This window comes from Bacillus pumilus (assembly GCF_009937765.1).
GTDB classification, from domain to species: Bacteria; Bacillota; Bacilli; order Bacillales; family Bacillaceae; genus Bacillus; species Bacillus pumilus_O.
Window position 1 is genome coordinate 1,372,619 of record NZ_CP047089.1, and the last position, 18,127, is coordinate 1,390,745.

Annotated in this window: 20 protein-coding genes and 1 other annotated feature; of the genes, 12 read left to right on the forward strand and 8 right to left on the reverse strand. The window is 41.0% G+C overall.

All coding sequences use genetic code 11. From position 1 onward, the window contains the following. Positions 1–12: 12 nt before the first annotated feature. From GPS65_RS06645 to ccpA, 5 genes are all read left to right on the forward strand, one after another. Positions 13–432: a DUF948 domain-containing protein gene (locus GPS65_RS06645; protein ID WP_012010919.1), complete on the forward strand. Its 420-nt coding sequence runs from the start codon at positions 13–15 to the stop codon at positions 430–432. A gap of 26 nt (positions 433–458) precedes the next feature. Next, the gene (locus GPS65_RS06650; RefSeq protein ID WP_012010918.1) at positions 459–929 is read left to right on the forward strand and encodes a YtxH domain-containing protein; all 471 of its coding nucleotides are present in this window, start codon (positions 459–461) and stop codon (positions 927–929) included. Positions 930–962: 33 nt separating this feature from the next. Further along, positions 963–1,286, forward strand: coding sequence for a bacillithiol system redox-active protein YtxJ (ytxJ, locus tag GPS65_RS06655; RefSeq protein WP_012010917.1), 324 nt, complete (start codon positions 963–965; stop codon positions 1,284–1,286). A gap of 218 nt (positions 1,287–1,504) precedes the next feature. Beyond that, entirely contained in the window at positions 1,505–2,581 is a 1,077-nt protein-coding gene (locus GPS65_RS06660) for a bifunctional 3-deoxy-7-phosphoheptulonate synthase/chorismate mutase (RefSeq protein ID WP_012010915.1), read from the forward strand. 452 nt (positions 2,582–3,033) lie between these two features. Beyond that, positions 3,034–4,035: a catabolite control protein A gene (gene ccpA / locus GPS65_RS06665; protein ID WP_034665514.1), complete on the forward strand. Its 1,002-nt coding sequence runs from the start codon at positions 3,034–3,036 to the stop codon at positions 4,033–4,035. Positions 4,036–4,077: 42 nt separating this feature from the next. On the opposite strand, the gene GPS65_RS06670 is transcribed toward ccpA, so the two are convergent. From GPS65_RS06670 to GPS65_RS06680, 3 genes are read right to left on the reverse strand one after another with little or no spacing between them, the layout of a single operon-like run. Next, positions 4,078–5,238: an acetoin utilization protein AcuC gene (locus GPS65_RS06670; protein WP_119125242.1), complete on the reverse strand. Its 1,161-nt coding sequence runs from the start codon at positions 5,236–5,238 to the stop codon at positions 4,078–4,080. Beyond that, entirely contained in the window at positions 5,235–5,876 is a 642-nt protein-coding gene (locus tag GPS65_RS06675; protein WP_119125241.1) for a CBS and ACT domain-containing protein, read from the reverse strand. The genes GPS65_RS06670 and GPS65_RS06675 overlap by 4 nt, the downstream gene beginning before the upstream one ends. Positions 5,877–5,915: 39 nt before the next feature. Then, positions 5,916–6,548 carry a GNAT family N-acetyltransferase gene (locus GPS65_RS06680; protein ID WP_012010911.1) on the reverse strand — a complete coding sequence of 211 codons (633 nt, stop codon included), beginning with the start codon at positions 6,546–6,548 and terminating at the stop codon, positions 5,916–5,918. Between the two features lie 155 nt (positions 6,549–6,703). On the opposite strand from GPS65_RS06680, the gene acsA reads away from it, so the two are divergent. Both acsA and tyrS read left to right on the forward strand, forming a co-directional pair. Next, positions 6,704–8,428 carry an acetate--CoA ligase gene (acsA, locus tag GPS65_RS06685; RefSeq protein ID WP_119125240.1) on the forward strand — a complete coding sequence of 575 codons (1,725 nt, stop codon included), beginning with the start codon at positions 6,704–6,706 and terminating at the stop codon, positions 8,426–8,428. A 58-nt stretch (positions 8,429–8,486) separates the two neighbouring features. Beyond that, positions 8,487–8,725 (forward strand) — a binding site (T-box leader). 52 nt (positions 8,726–8,777) lie between these two features. After that, on the forward strand, positions 8,778–10,046 hold the full coding sequence (tyrS, locus tag GPS65_RS06690) for a tyrosine--tRNA ligase (protein ID WP_088003573.1): 1,269 nt from the start codon (positions 8,778–8,780) through the stop codon (positions 10,044–10,046). A gap of 114 nt (positions 10,047–10,160) precedes the next feature. Here the strand turns inward: tyrS and GPS65_RS06695 are convergent, their stop codons facing one another. Beyond that, positions 10,161–10,517 carry an antibiotic biosynthesis monooxygenase family protein gene (locus GPS65_RS06695; protein ID WP_119125239.1) on the reverse strand — a complete coding sequence of 119 codons (357 nt, stop codon included), beginning with the start codon at positions 10,515–10,517 and terminating at the stop codon, positions 10,161–10,163. Between the two features lie 267 nt (positions 10,518–10,784). On the opposite strand from GPS65_RS06695, the gene GPS65_RS06700 reads away from it, so the two are divergent. The 3 genes from GPS65_RS06700 (at position 10,785) to GPS65_RS06710 (ending at position 12,279) form a co-directional block, all read left to right on the forward strand. Further along, positions 10,785–11,363, forward strand: a complete 579-nt coding sequence (locus GPS65_RS06700) for an esterase/lipase family protein (protein WP_238389153.1) — start codon at positions 10,785–10,787, stop codon at positions 11,361–11,363. 83 nt (positions 11,364–11,446) lie between these two features. Beyond that, entirely contained in the window at positions 11,447–11,644 is a 198-nt protein-coding gene (locus tag GPS65_RS06705; RefSeq protein WP_119125237.1) for a hypothetical protein, read from the forward strand. A 71-nt stretch (positions 11,645–11,715) separates the two neighbouring features. Continuing rightward, on the forward strand, positions 11,716–12,279 hold the full coding sequence (locus GPS65_RS06710) for a cysteine hydrolase family protein (RefSeq protein ID WP_119125236.1): 564 nt from the start codon (positions 11,716–11,718) through the stop codon (positions 12,277–12,279). Positions 12,280–12,321: 42 nt separating this feature from the next. On the opposite strand, the gene GPS65_RS06715 is transcribed toward GPS65_RS06710, so the two are convergent. The 3 genes from GPS65_RS06715 to GPS65_RS06725 all read right to left on the reverse strand — a co-directional run bounded on the left by GPS65_RS06715 (position 12,322) and on the right by GPS65_RS06725 (position 14,481). Further along, positions 12,322–12,879 carry a hypothetical protein gene (locus GPS65_RS06715; protein ID WP_041815836.1) on the reverse strand — a complete coding sequence of 186 codons (558 nt, stop codon included), beginning with the start codon at positions 12,877–12,879 and terminating at the stop codon, positions 12,322–12,324. 203 nt (positions 12,880–13,082) lie between these two features. Further along, positions 13,083–13,685 (reverse strand): 30S ribosomal protein S4, encoded by a 603-nt coding sequence (gene rpsD, locus GPS65_RS06720; protein WP_012010904.1) that lies wholly within the window; start codon positions 13,683–13,685, stop codon positions 13,083–13,085. Between the two features lie 298 nt (positions 13,686–13,983). Further along, on the reverse strand, positions 13,984–14,481 hold the full coding sequence (locus GPS65_RS06725; protein WP_119125235.1) for a GAF domain-containing protein: 498 nt from the start codon (positions 14,479–14,481) through the stop codon (positions 13,984–13,986). A 127-nt stretch (positions 14,482–14,608) separates the two neighbouring features. On the opposite strand from GPS65_RS06725, the gene refZ reads away from it, so the two are divergent. Then, positions 14,609–15,274: a forespore capture DNA-binding protein RefZ gene (gene refZ, locus GPS65_RS06730; protein ID WP_119125234.1), complete on the forward strand. Its 666-nt coding sequence runs from the start codon at positions 14,609–14,611 to the stop codon at positions 15,272–15,274. Here refZ and hisJ read toward each other — a convergent pair. After that, on the reverse strand, positions 15,244–16,059 hold the full coding sequence (gene hisJ, locus GPS65_RS06735) for a histidinol-phosphatase HisJ (RefSeq protein ID WP_119125233.1): 816 nt from the start codon (positions 16,057–16,059) through the stop codon (positions 15,244–15,246). The two genes, refZ and hisJ, sit on opposite strands and share 31 nt — an antisense overlap. Before the next feature lie 340 nt (positions 16,060–16,399). Here hisJ and ezrA point away from each other — a divergent pair, with 340 nt between their 5' ends. Continuing rightward, entirely contained in the window at positions 16,400–18,103 is a 1,704-nt protein-coding gene (ezrA, locus tag GPS65_RS06740) for a septation ring formation regulator EzrA (protein ID WP_012010900.1), read from the forward strand. The last annotated feature ends 24 nt before the right edge of the window (positions 18,104–18,127 follow it).

Genomic DNA, 18,127 nt, shown 5'->3' on the forward strand with positions numbered 1-18,127 from the left:
AGGAGGTATCAGATGATTATTATTCTATATCTAAGCGTTGCACTGATCGCAATAGCTTTCCTCATTCTTGTCATCTACTTGTCCAAAACATTAAAATCCTTACAGCTGACATTAAAGAATGTCGCATCAACTTTAGAAGGTCTTGAAGGTCAGATGCAAGGGATCACCACAGAGACAGCACAGTTGCTACATAAGACGAATCAGCTTGCTGAAGATATCCAAGACAAATCAGCAAAACTAGGCACAGTTGTGGATGCGGTGCAGGGAATTGGCGGCTCGATCAACCAATTTAATACAAGCATAAAGCAGGCAGCTGGTGCGGTTTCTTCATCCGTTGAACGAAATCAAGAAAAAGTCACGGATGTCGTAAGCTGGAGTAACGCAGCACTTGAAATTTATAAAAAATGGAAACAACGAAAACACCAAAAATAAACCATTTTCGCATAGGAGGAATAATCATGAGCAAAGACGGAATCAATAGTAAAGACTTTTTGATCGGAACACTTATTGGTGGAATTGTGGGTGCAACAACAGCTTTATTTTTAGCACCGAAGTCAGGGAAAGAGCTTCGCGATGATTTGAACACCCAAGCGAATGTTTTAAAAGAAAAAACAGATCGACTCACAACAGATGCAAAAGAAAGAGGCACTGAATATGTGACGATTGCGAAAGATAAAACGTCTGAATTGTCTCAACTAGTGGCAGAACAATCAAACCAAATTTTAGACAAAGTGAAAGACATAAAAGAACGTGCAGCTGGAAAAGCTAATCATGTGAAAAATGAAGCAGAGAATGCGGCAGCTGACCTAGCAAGTGAAGCATCAGATGTAGCAGATGAAGCAAAAGTACGAGCACAAGAAGCGAAATCTGAGATTGAAGATGGCATTAAAGATGTTAAAGAAAAAGTAGAACAATCGACTAAAGGCTAACTCTGACTGCACAGAGTGAAGAAGGAGAACATCATGTCAAAACAACTCATTGAAACAGAAGAACAGTTTGATCAACTAACGAATCAAGATGGGACCTTTGTCTTTTTTAAGCACAGTTTGACATGTCCGATCAGTCAAGCGGCTTTTCAAGAGTTTGAAGCATTTGCGTCTGCACATGAAGACGTGCCAACTTATTTCTTGCAGATTCAAAACACAAGAGAGCTTTCATCCTATGTGACAGAAAAGTCGGGGGTAAAGCACGAAAGTCCTCAGGCACTTGTCTTTAGCGGTGGAAAAGTAAAATGGCATGCATCTCACTCAAGCATTACAAGAGAAGCGCTTGAACATAATGTGTAAAAGAAACGTCAGCAATTGCTGACGTTTTTTTTATAAAAAAAGGTTTACTTCAATCAAAACTATGCTATAATCTTACACATAATACTTTATCGCTTAAAAGCGTTTGGGTAATAAAGAAAATTTTCGTGACAATTCCGAAATCTTTGTTTATAATAAACCCTATCATGAGAGAATGAAATAATAAAAAGCGAGAGCGGGCAGAGGAAAGGATGACAAAAATGAGCAACAATGAACTAGAACAATTGAGACAGCAAGCAGATGAACTAAATCTTCAAATTTTAAAACTGATCAATGAAAGAGGAAACATTGTAAAAGAAATTGGTAAAGCGAAAGAAGCGCAAGGTGTCAACCGTTATGATCCTGTCAGAGAGCGCACAATGCTAAACCAAATTCTTGAAGAAAATGATGGGCCATTCGAAAACTCAACGATTCAGCATATTTTCAAAGAGATTTTCAAAGCAGGTCTAGAGCTTCAAGAAGATGATCACAGCAAAGCACTTCTTGTTTCTCGTAAGAAAAAACCTGAAAATACAATTGTCAATATCAATGGAGAAGCGATCGGAGATGGGAAACAGCGCTTCATCGTTGGACCATGTGCTGTTGAAAGCTACGAGCAAGTCGCAGAAGTGGCGGCAGCAGCGAAACAGCAAGGACTAAAATTACTTCGCGGAGGAGCATTTAAACCTCGCACAAGTCCATACGACTTCCAAGGACTTGGTGTAGACGGTCTAAAAATTCTCAAGCGTGTAGCAGATGAATACGGTCTTGCTGTCATTAGTGAAATCGTCAATCCTGCTCACATTCAAGAAGCGATTGAGCATATCGATGTCATCCAAATCGGTGCACGAAACATGCAAAACTTCGAACTTTTAAAAGAAGCTGGATCTGTGAACAAACCTGTTCTTTTAAAACGTGGTCTTGCAGCGACGATTTCAGAATTCATCAATGCAGCTGAATACATCATCGCCCAAGGAAATGATCAAATCATCCTTTGCGAGCGTGGTATCCGCACATACGAAACAGCAACAAGAAATACGCTAGATATTTCTGCTGTGCCAATTTTGAAACAAGAGACACATTTACCAGTCTTCGTTGATGTGACACACTCAACTGGACGTAGAGATCTTCTCCTTCCAACAGCGAAAGCAGCTCTTGCGATTGGAGCAGACGGTGTTATGGCAGAAGTGCATCCAGATCCATCTGTTGCTTTATCTGACTCAGCACAGCAAATGGACATTCCTCAATTCGAAAAATGGTTAGATGCGTTAAGACCACTTGTTAACATTCACGCATAATCATAGATCAAAATGCCGCCGGATGACTGCCCGGCGGTTTTTCTATGGAGTAAATAGGATAAAGATTTGGGAATGAAAGGAAAAGAGCACATTACAAGCCTCAAACGGGCTTGTTCACAATGTTTTCATTTTTAAAATTCAATAGAATCTGCTAAGATCATTGTCATAGCTGACGTTCTCGACGGTTTTTTGTGAAATATGATTCGATTTACAGGTAACAAGCTCATTAAAGTTTGTTTAATTTAGTTATAAAAAGAAAGGGAACGTTTTCATATGATGAAAAAACGTGTATAATTTCATAAAAGAATGTCATTTTGATGTAGATTGAAAAATTATGTGTCTCTTTTCATCGTTTTAATGACAAATAGGATATTATTTTCCTCGTATCTGACATGTCTCTATCCAATTGGTGAATGCTATAGATATGAAGTGTATTTGAAGGAGTGATTTATGTGAATAATGTTACAATATATGATGTAGCAAGAGAAGCAAATGTAAGTATGGCAACGGTATCACGCGTAGTGAATGGGAATCCGAATGTAAAACCAACAACAAGAAAAAAGGTACTTGAAGCGATTGATCGTCTTGGCTACCGCCCGAATGCTGTGGCACGAGGCCTTGCAAGTAAAAAAACAACAACGGTTGGGGTCATCATCCCTGATATTTCTAGTATCTTCTATTCAGAGCTTGCTCGCGGAATTGAAGATATCGCCACAATGTATAAGTACAACATCATTTTGAGCAACTCAGATCAAAATACCGATAAAGAGCTTCATCTATTAAATACAATGCTAGGTAAACAAGTAGATGGGATTGTCTTTATGGGCGGAAACATCACAGATGTACTTGTTGAAGAATTTAAGCGCTCTCCTGTGCCAATTGTTCTTGCAGCATCTGTTGAAGAGCAGGCTCAAACACCATCTGTCAACATCAACTACGAGCAAGCGATTTATGATTCCGTTCAGCTTTTAGTTGAAAAAGGACATAAGCGAATTGCCTTCGTATCTGGCCCAATGTCAGAACCGATTAACTCTATGAGAAAGCTAGCAGGTTATAAGCGTGCGCTTGAAGAAGCGGGTATCGCATTTGATGATGCGCTCGTCGCTGAAGGCGATTACTCGTATGATTCTGGAATTGAATCACTTGCTCATCTACTTGAGCAGTCTGACAAGCCGACAGCTGTTATTGCGGCTACAGATGAAATGGCGTTAGGTGTCATTCATGGAGCACAAGATAGAGGCGTATCGATTCCTGAGGATTTAGAAGTGATTGGCTTTGATAACACGAGGCTTTCTCTCATGGTGCGTCCTCAACTGACAACAGTTGTTCAGCCGACATATGATATTGGTGCTGTCGCAATGAGACTGCTGACAAAGCTGATGAACAAAGAACAAGTGGATGACCAAATTGTGGAGCTTCCACACCGAATTGAAGAAAGACAATCAACAAAATAAAACGAAAAAGCAGGCTTACACATGAGTGAATGCCTGCTTTTCTTATGCCTTTTTCTTTTCTCGTCTAACGGGCATCAGTGCTTTTTCTACAGTTTGAGCATTTTTTTCTGTGATTTCTGCTTTTCTTGGGATCGGTGGATATAAATCGTCAGGATCTCCCCATGTGGATGGCAGGGTGACAGGCGATTGTTTATGCCAAGCTTGAACCCAGTCCTGAGGCAGTTCATCAGGCGGTGTCATGCCTTTCATTTCAAGCCAAATCCTGCTCCACGCCCTTGGTACAACCCGCCAAATATCGTATCCTCCTCCGCCGACAGCGATCCATTTGCCATCACAATATTGATGCGCTAACTCATGGGCAAGTCTAGGAATTTCCTCATATATTTTCATGGTGGCAGATAAATGAGTTAACGGATCATAGTAGTGTGCATCTGCACCATTTTGCGTCAAAATCACATCTGGTTTAAAAAAAGCAGCAATTTCAGTCACTGCTGTTCGGTATGCTTCAAGGAATGATTCATCTTCTGTAAATGCATCAAGTGGAATGTTGTAGGCGTAGCCATAGCCTTTATCGTGACCTCTTTCCTGTACTTGTCCAGTTCCAGGGAACAAATAGCGTCCCGTTTCATGAAGTGAGACCGTACAAACCTCAGGGTCGTCATAAAAGCTGAATTGTACACCATCTCCGTGATGGGCATCCGTATCAATATATAAAATTCTTGCGCCGTATGTTTTTTGAATATATTGAATCGCCACTGAGCTGTCATTATAAATACAGAAGCCGGATGCACGCCCTTTAAACCCGTGATGAAGTCCACCGCCAAGATTCAGTGCATGCTGCGAGTGTCCCATCATGACTTGGTCAACGGCTGTGAGTGTCCCACCAACAAGGAGAGAAGCTGCCTCATGCATACCTGCAAACATCGGTGTATCCTCGGTGCCAAGACCGTAGCGCTCCCCCTCTGCTGTAGAGAGCTTTCCTTCACTAGCCCGCTGCACAGCTTGAATATAATCGGCTGTATGAACGAGCTTTAATTCCTCAAGGGTCGCCATACGCGGTGCGACGATCTCATCATCTGTTAACGCCTTCATTTTTTGAAGTAAGTCATATGTTAAGTAAACACGAAGCTGATTGAAGGGATGGTCTTGGTGAAACTGGTACGTTTGAAAAGAGGGTGAAAAAACAAAGGTCGCTTCCTTCATTTGATCGTCTGCTCCATAGGCCACAGCACCTTATAGCCTTTTGCGCGAATCAGCTTCGTCACATGATCTGCATGCATGGTTTGAAGGCGGAAGACGAGTACTTTAGAAGATTCATTTGCATGCGGATACACAAGCACACTCAGCATTTGAATATGCTGCTCCTTTAAAATAGCCGTGATGTCTGCAAGACCTTCTGTCATTAGGTCCACTTCAACCTCTAAGTGCGACCCAGGCTGATCTGCACCTGTCAGTCTGACAAACGTACGAAGCAAATCAGTCTTTGTGATAATGCCTACAAGTTTGCCGCGTCTCACCACTGGAAGGCAGCCAATTCCATGTTCAAAAAAGACACTTGAAATCTCTTCAACGAAATCAAGCGGATGAGCAGTAATTGTCTCTAATACCATGATCTCTTCAACAGGCCGCTGAATAAAGAGCTGTCTTTTTTCTGTTTCAAATATACTTGGACTGGCATTTTTAATATCTCGATCTGTCACCATCCCAATGACAGAACCTTGATCAGATACGATCGGAATATGCCGAATGTGATGTGTACTCATTTTTTTGATGGCTTCTTCAATCGTATCGGTTTTTCGCAGCGTGATCACATCACGCTCCATTATTTGTTCAATCATCATTGTTTACCAATCCCCTTTGCCAAAAAAACGAATTGAACGTTAATACATAAAGCGCTGATGGAAGCGAAGACGATCGAAACGCTCAATCGAATCAGGACTCACATTTTTCCCGATTCTGGCCATTAAACAATTGGCTGGATGTGAGCTGATCTCTGGCTCGTCTGTTGCAAACCAAACAAGACCGCCTGCGTTCATCATTTTCTCCATCATCTTGCGGTACTCCCACACGTTTTTCTTTGTCCCCTTTAAATCCCAATGCCAGTAATATTCAGTTGTAATGACGATATAATTCTCCATTTGCTCATCCATCATGCTCACATCAAGTAAATGCTTGCCAAGTGAGCAACCTCTAAATGGAGGAGCGACCTCAATCGCGCCAAGCTCGATTAAATTGTCCATGTTGCCCTCTGACCAGCGCTCAAGCGGATCAGGATATAAATACGTGACATAGCCGACAACAAGCTCATCCACTCGTGCAATGATAATACGTCCTTCTGGAAGGTCTGCTATTTCAACAAGTGCTTGTTTCTGTTCCTCTGGCGTGCGAAATGCCGTTAGTCCTTCATGAAACGTATAGTTCGCAAGCTCTGATGCAGGTACCGGACCTTCAATAAGGATGGAACCTGTTTCTCGCTCAATGATTTTTGAATAATAAGTTTTAGGATGCTCCACGTATCCACCGCCTCAAATTCTAGTGAGTCGTCTCTATTTTATCTTAAAACCTGCAAGAATTAAAACGGTTTCACAATAAGTTTTTTAAAAATTGAGAAAAAAAGTCATCTATACTATAATGGTCATTGTAAACGTATGCAAAGGGGGACTGTTTGATGAAAGTGGAAACGCTACCATCAGTAAAAGGGGACTATCATTTAAATGATTATGAGCAGGCATACAAAGAATTTTCATGGGAAGAAGCAAGAAAAAACTTCTCTTGGTATGAAACAGGAAACATAAATGCAGCCTATGAAGCGATTGACAGACATGCGGACTCGTTTCGCAAGAACAAGGTGGCGCTTCACTACAAAGATTCACAGCGGGATGAAAAGTATACGTTCAGAGACATGAAAATCAACACAAATAAAGCGGGCAATCTGTTCAGAGAAAAGGCGCATGTGCAAAAAGGGGATCGCATATTTATTTTTATGCCTAGATCACCTGAGCTCTATTTTCTTCTGCTTGGCGCCGTTAAAATTGGTGCGATCGTTGGTCCGTTATTTGAGGCATTTATGGAAGGTGCGGTCAAAGACCGTTTAGAAAATAGCGAGGCGAAGGTCATTGTGACAACGCCGGATCTGCTTGAACGAATTCCGTTTGCAGAGCTTCCGAAACTTGAATCTGTCATTATTGTTGGCGGTGATAAGGAAGATATCGATGGTGTTCGGACAATCCATTATGAAGAAGCTTTTGAGCAGGCGGCGAAGGACCTTGAAATCGAATGGATGGATGAAAAAGACGGCTTTCTGCTTCATTACACGTCAGGGTCGACAGGTACGCCAAAAGGTGTGCTACATGTCCATGGTGCAATGGTGCAGCAGGATCAGACCGGTAAATGGGTGCTTGATCTGAAGGAAGATGACGTCTACTGGTGTACAGCTGACCCGGGCTGGGTAACAGGCACAGTGTACGGCATTTTTTCACCGTGGTTAAATGGGGCGACGAATGTCATTTTGGGAGGCAGATTTAATCCTGATACGTGGTATGAAACGATTGAATCACTAGGTGTGACCGTTTGGTATAGTGCACCGACCGCCTTTAGAATGCTAATGGGGGCAGGAGATGACCTCATTCAAAAATATGATCTCAGCTCGCTTCGTCATGTGTTAAGTGTAGGTGAGCCTCTGAATCCAGAAGTTATACGCTGGGGAGACGCTGTATTTGGCAAACGAATTCATGACACTTGGTGGATGACGGAAACCGGTGCACAGCTGATTTGTAATTATCCATGTATGGACATTAAACCAGGTTCAATGGGGAAACCGATTCCAGGCGTAGAAGCTGCGATTGTGGATAATGCCGGAAATGAACTTCCGCCATATCGGATGGGCAACCTCGCCATCAAAAAAGGCTGGCCGTCTATGATGCATACGATCTGGAACAATCCTGAAAAATATGAATCTTACTTTATGCCGGGAGATTGGTATGTTTCAGGAGATTCAGCTTATATGGACGAAGACGGATACTTTTGGTTCCAGGGACGTGTCGATGATGTGATCATGACATCAGGAGAGCGGGTTGGTCCTTTTGAGGTGGAAAGCAAATTGGTTGAACATCCGGCGATTGCAGAGGCTGGCGTCATTGGGAAACCAGATCCGGTCCGCGGGGAAATTATTAAAGCATTCATTGCGCTTAGAAGCGGATATGAGCCGACAGATGAACTCAAGGAAGAGATTCGTACGTTTGTGAAAAAAGGACTCGCTGCACATGCGGCACCGAGAGAAATCGAGTTTAAAGACAAACTGCCTAAAACGCGAAGCGGAAAAATTATGAGACGTGTGCTAAAGGCGTGGGAACTGAATTTACCAGCTGGCGACCTATCGACAATGGAAGATTAATTTTTTCATCAGTTGACTTGATATCAAAAATATGTTTAAAATGACATTAGTTGAATATATAAAGGTTTTGACTGAGATTCAGTAGAATCATCTTTCCCTGTCCAAGAGAGCTGACGGTTGGTGCGAGTCAGTACAAAGAGATATTCGAATTACCCTCACGAACCGCTTTTACGAAAAGGAGCATTCATGCTGTTCTGATTAGTGAAAGAACGGATCTGTCCGTTATCAGTGTAAGTGAAAAGACGTGATGTATTGTCTTTTAAGCAGGGTGGTACCGCGATATATATCGTCCCTTCGTTCATTCGAAGGGGCGTTTTTTATGTTGAATTGTAAAAAAGGAGAATGAGATATGAGTCAATTGATGGAAGAGTTATCATTTAGAGGATTAATTCAGCAACAAACAGATGAAGAAGGTTTAACTAAATTATTAGCAGAAGAAAAAATCAAGCTTTACTCCGGCTTTGACCCGACAGCGGACAGCTTACACATTGGTCACCTATTGCCAATTTTAACATTACGCAGATTCCAGGAAGCAGGCCATCATCCGATTGCTCTTGTTGGCGGCGCAACTGGACTAATTGGCGACCCTAGCTTCAAAAAAGCAGAACGTTCACTAAACCCAGCAGAAATTGTTGAACAGTGGTCAGATAAAATCAAAGGACAGCTTTCTCAATTTCTTGATTTTGAAGCAGGTGAGAACCCAGCCGTTATCGTGAATAACTACGACTGGATCAGCCAAATGAATGTGATCACGTTCCTTCGTGATATTGGAAAAAACTTTGGTGTGAACTTCATGCTGGCAAAAGATATCGTCAGCTCACGGATTGAAACAGGCATTTCGTACACAGAGTTCAGCTACGTCATCCTGCAATCTTTAGACTTCTTAAATCTTTACAGAAATGAAAACTGTAAGCTGCAAATTGGTGGAAGCGACCAGTGGGGAAATATCACATCTGGACTTGAGCTGATCCGTAAGTCTGAAGCAGAAGGGGCAAAAGCATTCGGTTTAACGATGCCGCTTGTCACGAAAGCAGACGGTACGAAGTTTGGAAAAACAGAAGGCGGCGCCATCTGGTTAGATAAAGAAAAAACATCTCCATACGAGTTCTACCAATTCTGGATCAACACAGATGACCGTGACGTCGTGAAATACTTAAAATACTTTACGTTCTTATCGAAAGAAGAGATCGCATCGTACGAAGAAAAAGTGCAAACAGCGCCTGAAAAACGTGAAGCACAGCGCCGTCTAGCAGAGGAAGTCACGACACTCGTACATGGCCGTGAATCACTAGAACAGGCAGTCAACATCTCAAATGCACTATTCAAAGGTGAGATTAAATCTCTTTCAGCCGAAGAAGTCAAAGTAGGCTTTAAAGATGTACCATCAATGGAGAAAAGCAGCACAGAAGAATTAACACTTGTTGATCTTCTTGTGGAATCAAAGCTGTCACCATCAAAACGTCAAGCACGTGAAGACATCACAAATGGCGCAGTTTCCATCAACGGAGAGAGACAAACCGATAAAGATTACGTCCTTTCAGCTGAAGATAGAATTGAAAACCAATTTACCGTCTTAAGAAGAGGGAAAAAGAAATATTTCCTTGTGACGTATAAATAAATTCTTATGAAACAGTAAGCATCAAGAAAAGCACCTCAAATGTTCGTATACATTGAGGTGCTTTTCTTTTTATATTTAGAAGTAGGAATCAAGCTTTTACAGAGCGGTTTTCTCTCATTTGTCTGCTTCTTGTTCAAGAAGTGAATCTTCGTTTGTATAAGCATGTTCTACCTTACAAATTCGGGTTGTATAGGCTTCATACCAATCCTTTTTCCCTTTTTTTTGAACACGCTGATGTGCTGTATGTGCTTTCCATTCTTTGATGGCTGCTAATGAATTCCAGTAAGAAACAGTGATTCCAACGCCATGTTCATCTCTTACACTTTCTATTCCAAGAAAGCCGTCTAGTTCTTTCGCTAATTCTTCCATTTTTTGAGCAGCCGCAGCGTATTCCTTCTGCTCGACATTTGTTCGTTTTGATGTGAAAATCACGGCATAATAAGGTGTTGCAGGTGCTTGAGTAAATAACATCTAGTAGCTCCTTTTGTCTAACATATTATATATGAAAGAAAGAGAGTCTCGTAGTCTTTTTGTTTTAATTTAAAAAAGTCCAAGGTGCTTTATGATTATTTATATTTCTGTAAAATCATCTCATAAACATTACCTTGTTCACTTTTCTGACATATTTTTCTTGTATAAAATAGAGTCGAATAAGATGAATAAGGGGGAATGAAAGTGTCGTTATTGATGAAAAGGAGTTTACAGATTCTCGTTGCATTTGCATTGGTGATTGGTTCAATGGCTTTTATCCAGCCTAAAGAGGTGAAGGCGGCTGAGCATAATCCAGTGGTGATGGTACATGGTATTGGAGGAGCGTCTTATAACTTTGCTTCGATTAAAAGTTATTTGGTTGGACAAGGCTGGGATCGAAACCAATTATTTGCTATCGATTTCATAGACAAAACAGGGAATAACCGCAACAATGGTCCTCGTTTATCTAGATTCGTCAAAGATGTGCTAGACAAAACGGGTGCCAAAAAAGTAGATATTGTGGCGCATAGTATGGGCGGGGCGAACACGCTATACTATATTAAGAATCTAGATGGCGGCGATAAAATTGAAAACGTCGTCACCATTGGTGGAGCAAACGGACTCGTTTCACTCAGAGCATTACCAGGAACAGATCCAAATCAAAAAATTCTTTACACATCTGTCTATAGCTCAGCCGATTTGATTGTCGTTAACAGCCTTTCGCGTTTAATTGGCGCAAGAAATGTCCTGATCCACGGCGTTGGCCATATCGGTCTATTAACCTCAAGCCAAGTGAAAGGGTATATTAAAGAAGGACTAAACGGTGGAGGACAGAATACGAATTAAAAATGAAAAAGACAGCGACTTGTGCTGTCTTTTTTGATGTCATCGCTATATGGCAGCTACTAATTGGTTAAGGAGGCAACACGTTGACACACAGACTCAAGCAATATTTCTTCGGAGACTATCTCTATTTTCCATGCTCATTTCTCATCATCTATTTCATTTGGATGAAGTTCGTCAAATCAGTTCAAATAGGTGAGGTGCTGTCTAATTGTACATCGATTCTCGGTATCTATTACATCATCGCTAGTGTGTGGTTCGTCTTTTTGATGAAAAAGCAGTAAAAGCATGTACAAAAGAATCACCATTCCTTACACTACATGTAGTGAATAAGAATCTTTGGAGGTGAGCGTTTGTGCAAACGAGTCAAAAGGCTTTGATCATTGTTGATGTACAGAAGGCGTTCGAGCATGAAAAGTGGGGCGAACGAAATAATTTAGAGGCAGAGAATAATATCAGCCAGTTATTGAGGTTTTGGAGAGAGAAAGGCTGGAAAGTCATTCATATTCAGCATACAGCCGACAATCCAGACTCTTTGTTTCATCCGGCAAATGAAGGACATCTGTTCAAAGATATTGCCAGACCGTTAGAGGAAGAAACGGTGATCCAAAAGAAAGTGAATAGCAGCTTCATTGGTACGAACTTGGAAGAACAACTAAGATCAAACCATATGGACACGGTCGTGATCGCAGGGCTCACAACACCGCATTGTGTATCCACAACCACAAGAATGAGCGGAAATCTTGGCTTTGATACGTATCTGATTTCGGACGCAACAGCAGCCTTTGGGCTAACAGATCAAACCGGTACATATTTTGACCCAGAAACAATCCATCGGCTCTCGCTTGCCACACTCCATGAGGAATTTGCGACTGTGCTGACAACAGAGCAACTCCTCACAAATTGGGCAAAATCATAATTGAACGTTAAAAAGCTCCTAGAAAAATATCTAGGAGCTTTTTTATGCCAAATCAGATGTGTCCAGTGATTGTTCTCGTTTTTTTCTTGAGTAAATGAGATCAATCTCAATAAATATAAAGCTGACAAAGAAAGATAAAATCAATATACCGTAATCACCTATCGATACATTCACTAGGTTAATGTGAAGCACATACTTGATAGAGAAATGTAAAACAATCCAAGAACTGATCCATTCCAAAGCATAAGTGAGCCATGTAGGGAACTTAAGTAAATAAGCTAGCCCTTTGCCTACGAATAGAAGAATAGGAGACCAAAAAACGACGATGACACTCACGAATAATGAGAACGAAATCAAAGAAAAAAATGAATCATACGTAATTTGTTCTCCAAAAAGAAAATTTACGCCTAAAGAGACGATGTATAGCACACCAGTTGAAACTGCGATCACAAAGCAGAGAGAAAAAAAGAGCAGGAAGATAAACAGACTTGCAGCAAATCTATTTGGCGGTTCATCGATGATTTGTTTTTTTCTTAAAATTGAATAGGCGATAACAGCTAGCGCTAAGAGTAAGAATATAATGATTGTGATACTATACATGGAACTCCTCCATTTAAGTACTATAGAAGACCATCCGCTTGGATATGTCATCCATCACCATTCTATCAATATTTCCCTATATTTGTATACGGTGATTTGGAGAGGTTGTATTAGAAAAAAGAATGCAAACAAAAAACCCTAGACCATCTTGAACAATCAAGGGATCTAGGGTTTGTTTGCTCTCTCTTAGAGAAGTAATGAAATTAACGAGAGTAGAACTCAACGATTAGTTGTTCGCTGATTTCAGGCGCTAATTCAGAACGCTCTGGAAGACGAGTGAAAGTTCCTTCAAGCTTTTCAGCATCGAAAGTAAGGTATTCAGGAACGAAGCTGTTCACTTCAACTGATTCTTTCACAACTGCAAGGTTTTGAGATTTCTCACGAAGAGCAATCGTTTGACCTGGTTTCACAGAGAATGATGGGATGTCTACACGGCTTCCATCAACAAGGATGTGGCCATGGTTAACTAGCTGACGAGCTTGGCGACGAGTACGCGCAAGGCCAAGACGGTATACTAGGTTGTCAAGGCGAGTTTCAAGAAGAATCATGAAGTTTTCACCTTGTTTACCAGGAAGTTTAGCAGCTTTGTCAAATAGTGTACGGAATTGACGTTCGTTGACACCGTACATGTGACGAAGCTTTTGCTTCTCTTGTAATTGTAAACCGTATTCAGATAGTTTTTTGCGTTGTCCTGGACCATGTGGGCCTGGAGCGTAAGGGCGTTTTTCAAGTTCCTTACCTGTTCCGCTTAATGAAATGCCTAAACGGCGGGAAATCTTCCAACTTGGACCTGTATAGCGAGCCATAATGTGACTCCTCCTTATTTGTTTTTATTTGTGAAAAATAAAAACCGTCTGTTCTTTGTCTTTTCCGTCATTATGTTTTCATGCATCCTCGCTCCAGCAGCAGGGAGTTACAAGATGCACCTTCATATAGAAGGAACAAAATGATACAAAAAAGCCGAACAAAAAGGCTGCCATATTTCACACAAACTCTATTATATGACGCTGGATAGGAGAAGTCAACCTATTTAGGGGCAATGGCGATGCTTCGCGTCTGCGAAGAAAAATAAAAAGCAGACAATGCGCCTGCTTTTTTGTGAGATTATGCATTTGTAGAGGAGGATAACGCCTTTTGGAGTACCTCGGTCAATTGAATTAAGTAGGTTTCATCTACTTCACTGAAACGGTCTTTCACAGGGCTGTCAATGTCGAGAACCCCAATGATCTCTCCATTTACTTTGAGCGGAACGACAATTTCAGATTGTGATGCTGCATCACATGCGATATGTCCAGGGAATGCGTGCACATCAGCGATACGCTGGACTTCACCTGTTGCAAAGGCAGTACCGCAAACGCCTTTCCCAGATGGAATACGCACACATGCAGGCAGTCCGTTAAACGGTCCGAGAACAAGCTCATCGCCTTTAGCCAAATAAAATCCTGCCCAATTGACCTCTGGGAGTGAATGGTACAATAGCGCCGCCGCATTTGCTAGGTTAGCAATTAGATCAGGCTCACCATCTGTAATGGCTTCGACCTGTTTAACGAGCAATTGATAGTCTTTTGATGGATCGCCAGACTGTTTTTCGACATGAAACATGAAAATCTCCTACTTTCTATCTCAAAAATACATAACTTGCGTCTCACATGTGGGATTTGTCGAGCAATAGTAAAAGGAACTTCCGCCTTCATCTTGAAGTATGTACTCATGAAGAGGGGGTGAGCGGATGAAAACATCAACAACCGTGCAAACAAAAGATCGTATTATTGAAGCTGCCATCAGACTTTTTAACCAAAAAGGATTTTCTGGAACCTCTGTCCGTGAGATTGCGAAGGAAGCAAACGTCAACGTTGCCCACATTTCTTATTACTTTCAAGGAAAAGGAGGGCTGCTTGAGCAACTCGTATCCGAATTTTATGAAGGCTATATTCACATGATTGAATCACATATCCATCACATGGAAACTCGTCATGCAAAAGAATGCTTATTACATGTGGTTTTTGATATTTTATCTTATCAGCACAAGCACCGTCAATTAACCCGTTTCGTTTATCGAGAGGTGACGATTGATTCGACGCTTATTAGAGAAATTATGTCGACCTATTTAACGAAAGAAAAATATTTGTTTCAGCTCATCATTGAAAAAGGAAAAAGCACCCATGTGATTTGTGAGCAGCTCTCCATCTCATCTTTTATGATTCAGCTGAAATCACTACTCATGATGCCCTATTTACAGCCGCAATATTTAATGGAGGTGCTTTACTTAAATCCAAATGAGCCTTATTTCTATCAAACATATTTTAAGGAACTGAGCCGCTCTCTTCATCATTTACTAGAACCAAAAAAGCCGGCGTTAGATTCTCATTTAAAACTCATGATGTCTTCGAATTGATCATAAGCATATCCGAGATCTTCCGCTTGATGGGCATCAGACCCAAATATAAGCGGAATTTTTTTCTGTTTTGCAAGATCAATCATCCATTGATCTAAATAGATACTTCTGGCATATGTTTTACGAAGACCTGATGTATTAAAATCTAAGGACATGCCTTTTTTTGCCGTTTCTTCAAGACAAAGGGTAACCTTTTGACAAAGTGCAGGTGTCATCTCAAATGGGAAAAGCTGTTTGAATTTCTGCACAAGGGTGATATGACCGATTCTATTTGGCTTATAGCGACCTAAAGATGATAGAATAGAAGAATGAATTTGGTCATAGTAGCTTTGATAGACCTGTTCGATGCTGCCATAGAGGCTTATTAGCTGCTGGAAGGCATGCTCGTCAAAATCAAGGCAAATATAATCATCGCCAGCAGGAAGAAAGTGAACAGACAAAATGCTATCGTCTAGTTCTGGACCATAGCAGTCTAAAAAGGCACTTGTTTCCTCTTCATACTCTTTGATATAGTCAACCTCAAGCCCAGTTTTTACTATTAATTGTCCTTTGTATTCCTGTTTCAGCTGATCCAATTTCGTTATATACGATTCAAGTTCTTGGAGCTTCATGGCACTATCCTGCGCTGGTGTTGGATCATGGAACGATGGAGGCAGAGGGGCATGCTCAGTAAAGGTTATGGAATCAAATCCCTTTTTGATGGCTTTTTCAATATAAGAATGAAAAGAATCAGGCGTGCCGTGCGGACAAAACGATGTATGTAGATGTGCATCTTGCTTCAGCATGTCGTCACCTCTTGTCGATATTTTGAAAAACGTCATGTTTATCAGTGAAAATAATGAAAAATCATGACCAAAAATGCTGGTTACATGGTATCATAATAACAATGAAAACGACAGCTTCCGCATACATAAAAGCAGGTCACATGAATACGTGTGATCAAATGATAGAAAGCGCTCAAATACTTTCTTGAAAAACATACATAAAACCGTGAATGGATGGTATTGGAAAACATACGATCCTGTTTATAAAAAGACAAATGCAAAGCGGACACGAAAGGGTTCTCAGGTCTACTCGGGACACTTTTACCCTGACATCACTTAGATCACAACAAGGGGGCTCATTATGGAGTTTATCATCGGTTTAATTGTCATTTTGCTTGCTTTGTTTTCAGTCGGTTATTTCCTCAGAAAAAATATATATAAAGAGATTGACCGATTGGAAGCATGGAAAATTGAAATTTTAAACAGATCAATTGTAGAAGAAATTTCAAAAATCAAACACTTAAAAATGACCGGAGAAACAGAGCAATTTTTTGAAAGGTGGCGTGCAGAGTGGGACGATATCGTCACAGCCCATCTTCCAAAGGTAGAGGAGCTATTATATGACGCAGAAGAGTATTCTGATAAATATCGATTCTCCAAAGCCAAGCAGGTTCTAACTCATATTGAGGACTTGCTGAGTGCTGCTGATTCGAACATCGAAGACATTTTAAAAGAAATTGCAGACCTTGTCACAAGCGAGGAGCAAAATCGCAAGGACATTGAAAAGGTCAAAGAGCAATACCAAACGGTTCGAAAAAATCTGCTTGCGTACAGCCATTTATATGGCACCCTTTATGACAAAATGGAGCAGGACTTAGACGAGGCCTGGGAAGGGATTAAGCAGTACGAGGAAGAAACAGAAAACGGAAACTACATGAAAGCAAGAAAGATATTGCTTGAGCAAGACCGCAGACTCGACCAGCTTCAACTATATATCAATGATGTACCAAAGCTTATTGCAGACTGCAAACAAACCGTACCAGGTCAGCTGACGAAGCTGAAAGACGGATATCAAGAAATGTCGGAAAAAGGCTACAAGCTGGAGCACATCCAGATCACGAAAGAGCTGGAGACTTTAAACAAACAGCTTGCGAGAGCGGAAAAATTGCTCATTGATGAACTCAATTTAGAAGAGGCATCAAGCATTCTGCAAATGATCGATGATGCGATTGAGACGCTGTATGATCAGCTGGAGGCGGAAGTAGAGGCAGGTCAGGAAATCAAAAGCAGAATGCCTGAGCTCACAGAAGCATTCGAAAAGCTTGAGCAAGATCACACACAAACAAAGGCAGAAACGGCTCTTGTAAAAGAAAGTTACAAGCTGACAGCAGGAGAGCTTGATCAACAGAAAGCATTTGAAAAACGTTTAGAAGAAATTGAAAAGCTGATGAAACAAATCCGTGAGAAGCTTGATCGTGATCACGTGGCATATTCATTACTAATGGATGAAATCAATCAGCTGGAGACCTTTATCGAAGATGCAAAAGCATTGCATGACACATTTAAAGGTCATCTCCAATCATTAAGAAAAGAAGAATTACAAGCGAGGGAAACACTGGCTGAGCTTAAAACGATGCTGACAGATACAGTACGTCAGCTACATAAAAGCAATATTCCAGGTGTACCTGCTGAGATGAAAGAGCGGGCTGAAAAAGCGCAGGAGATGATTCATCAAGTGCACGAGCAGCTAGAAAACCTGCCACTCAACATGCCAGCAGTAAATCAACAATTAAAAGAAGCCTCTGACACAGTCAGGAATGTTGTGGATGAGACAGAAGAAATGCTTAGTAAAGTGGATCAAATTGAACGAATCATTCAATATGGCAATCGCTTTAGAAGTCAAAACCATATTCTTTCAGAACAATTAAAAGAGGCGGAACGAAGATTTTACGCTTATGATTACAACGGATCATTTGACATAGCGGCAGCAGCTGTTGAAAAAGCATCACCAGGTGCTGTACAAAAGCTATTAGCTCAGCAAGAAAAAGAGTATCAGCATCAATAAAAAAGCTGAAGTCCATTTACAGGA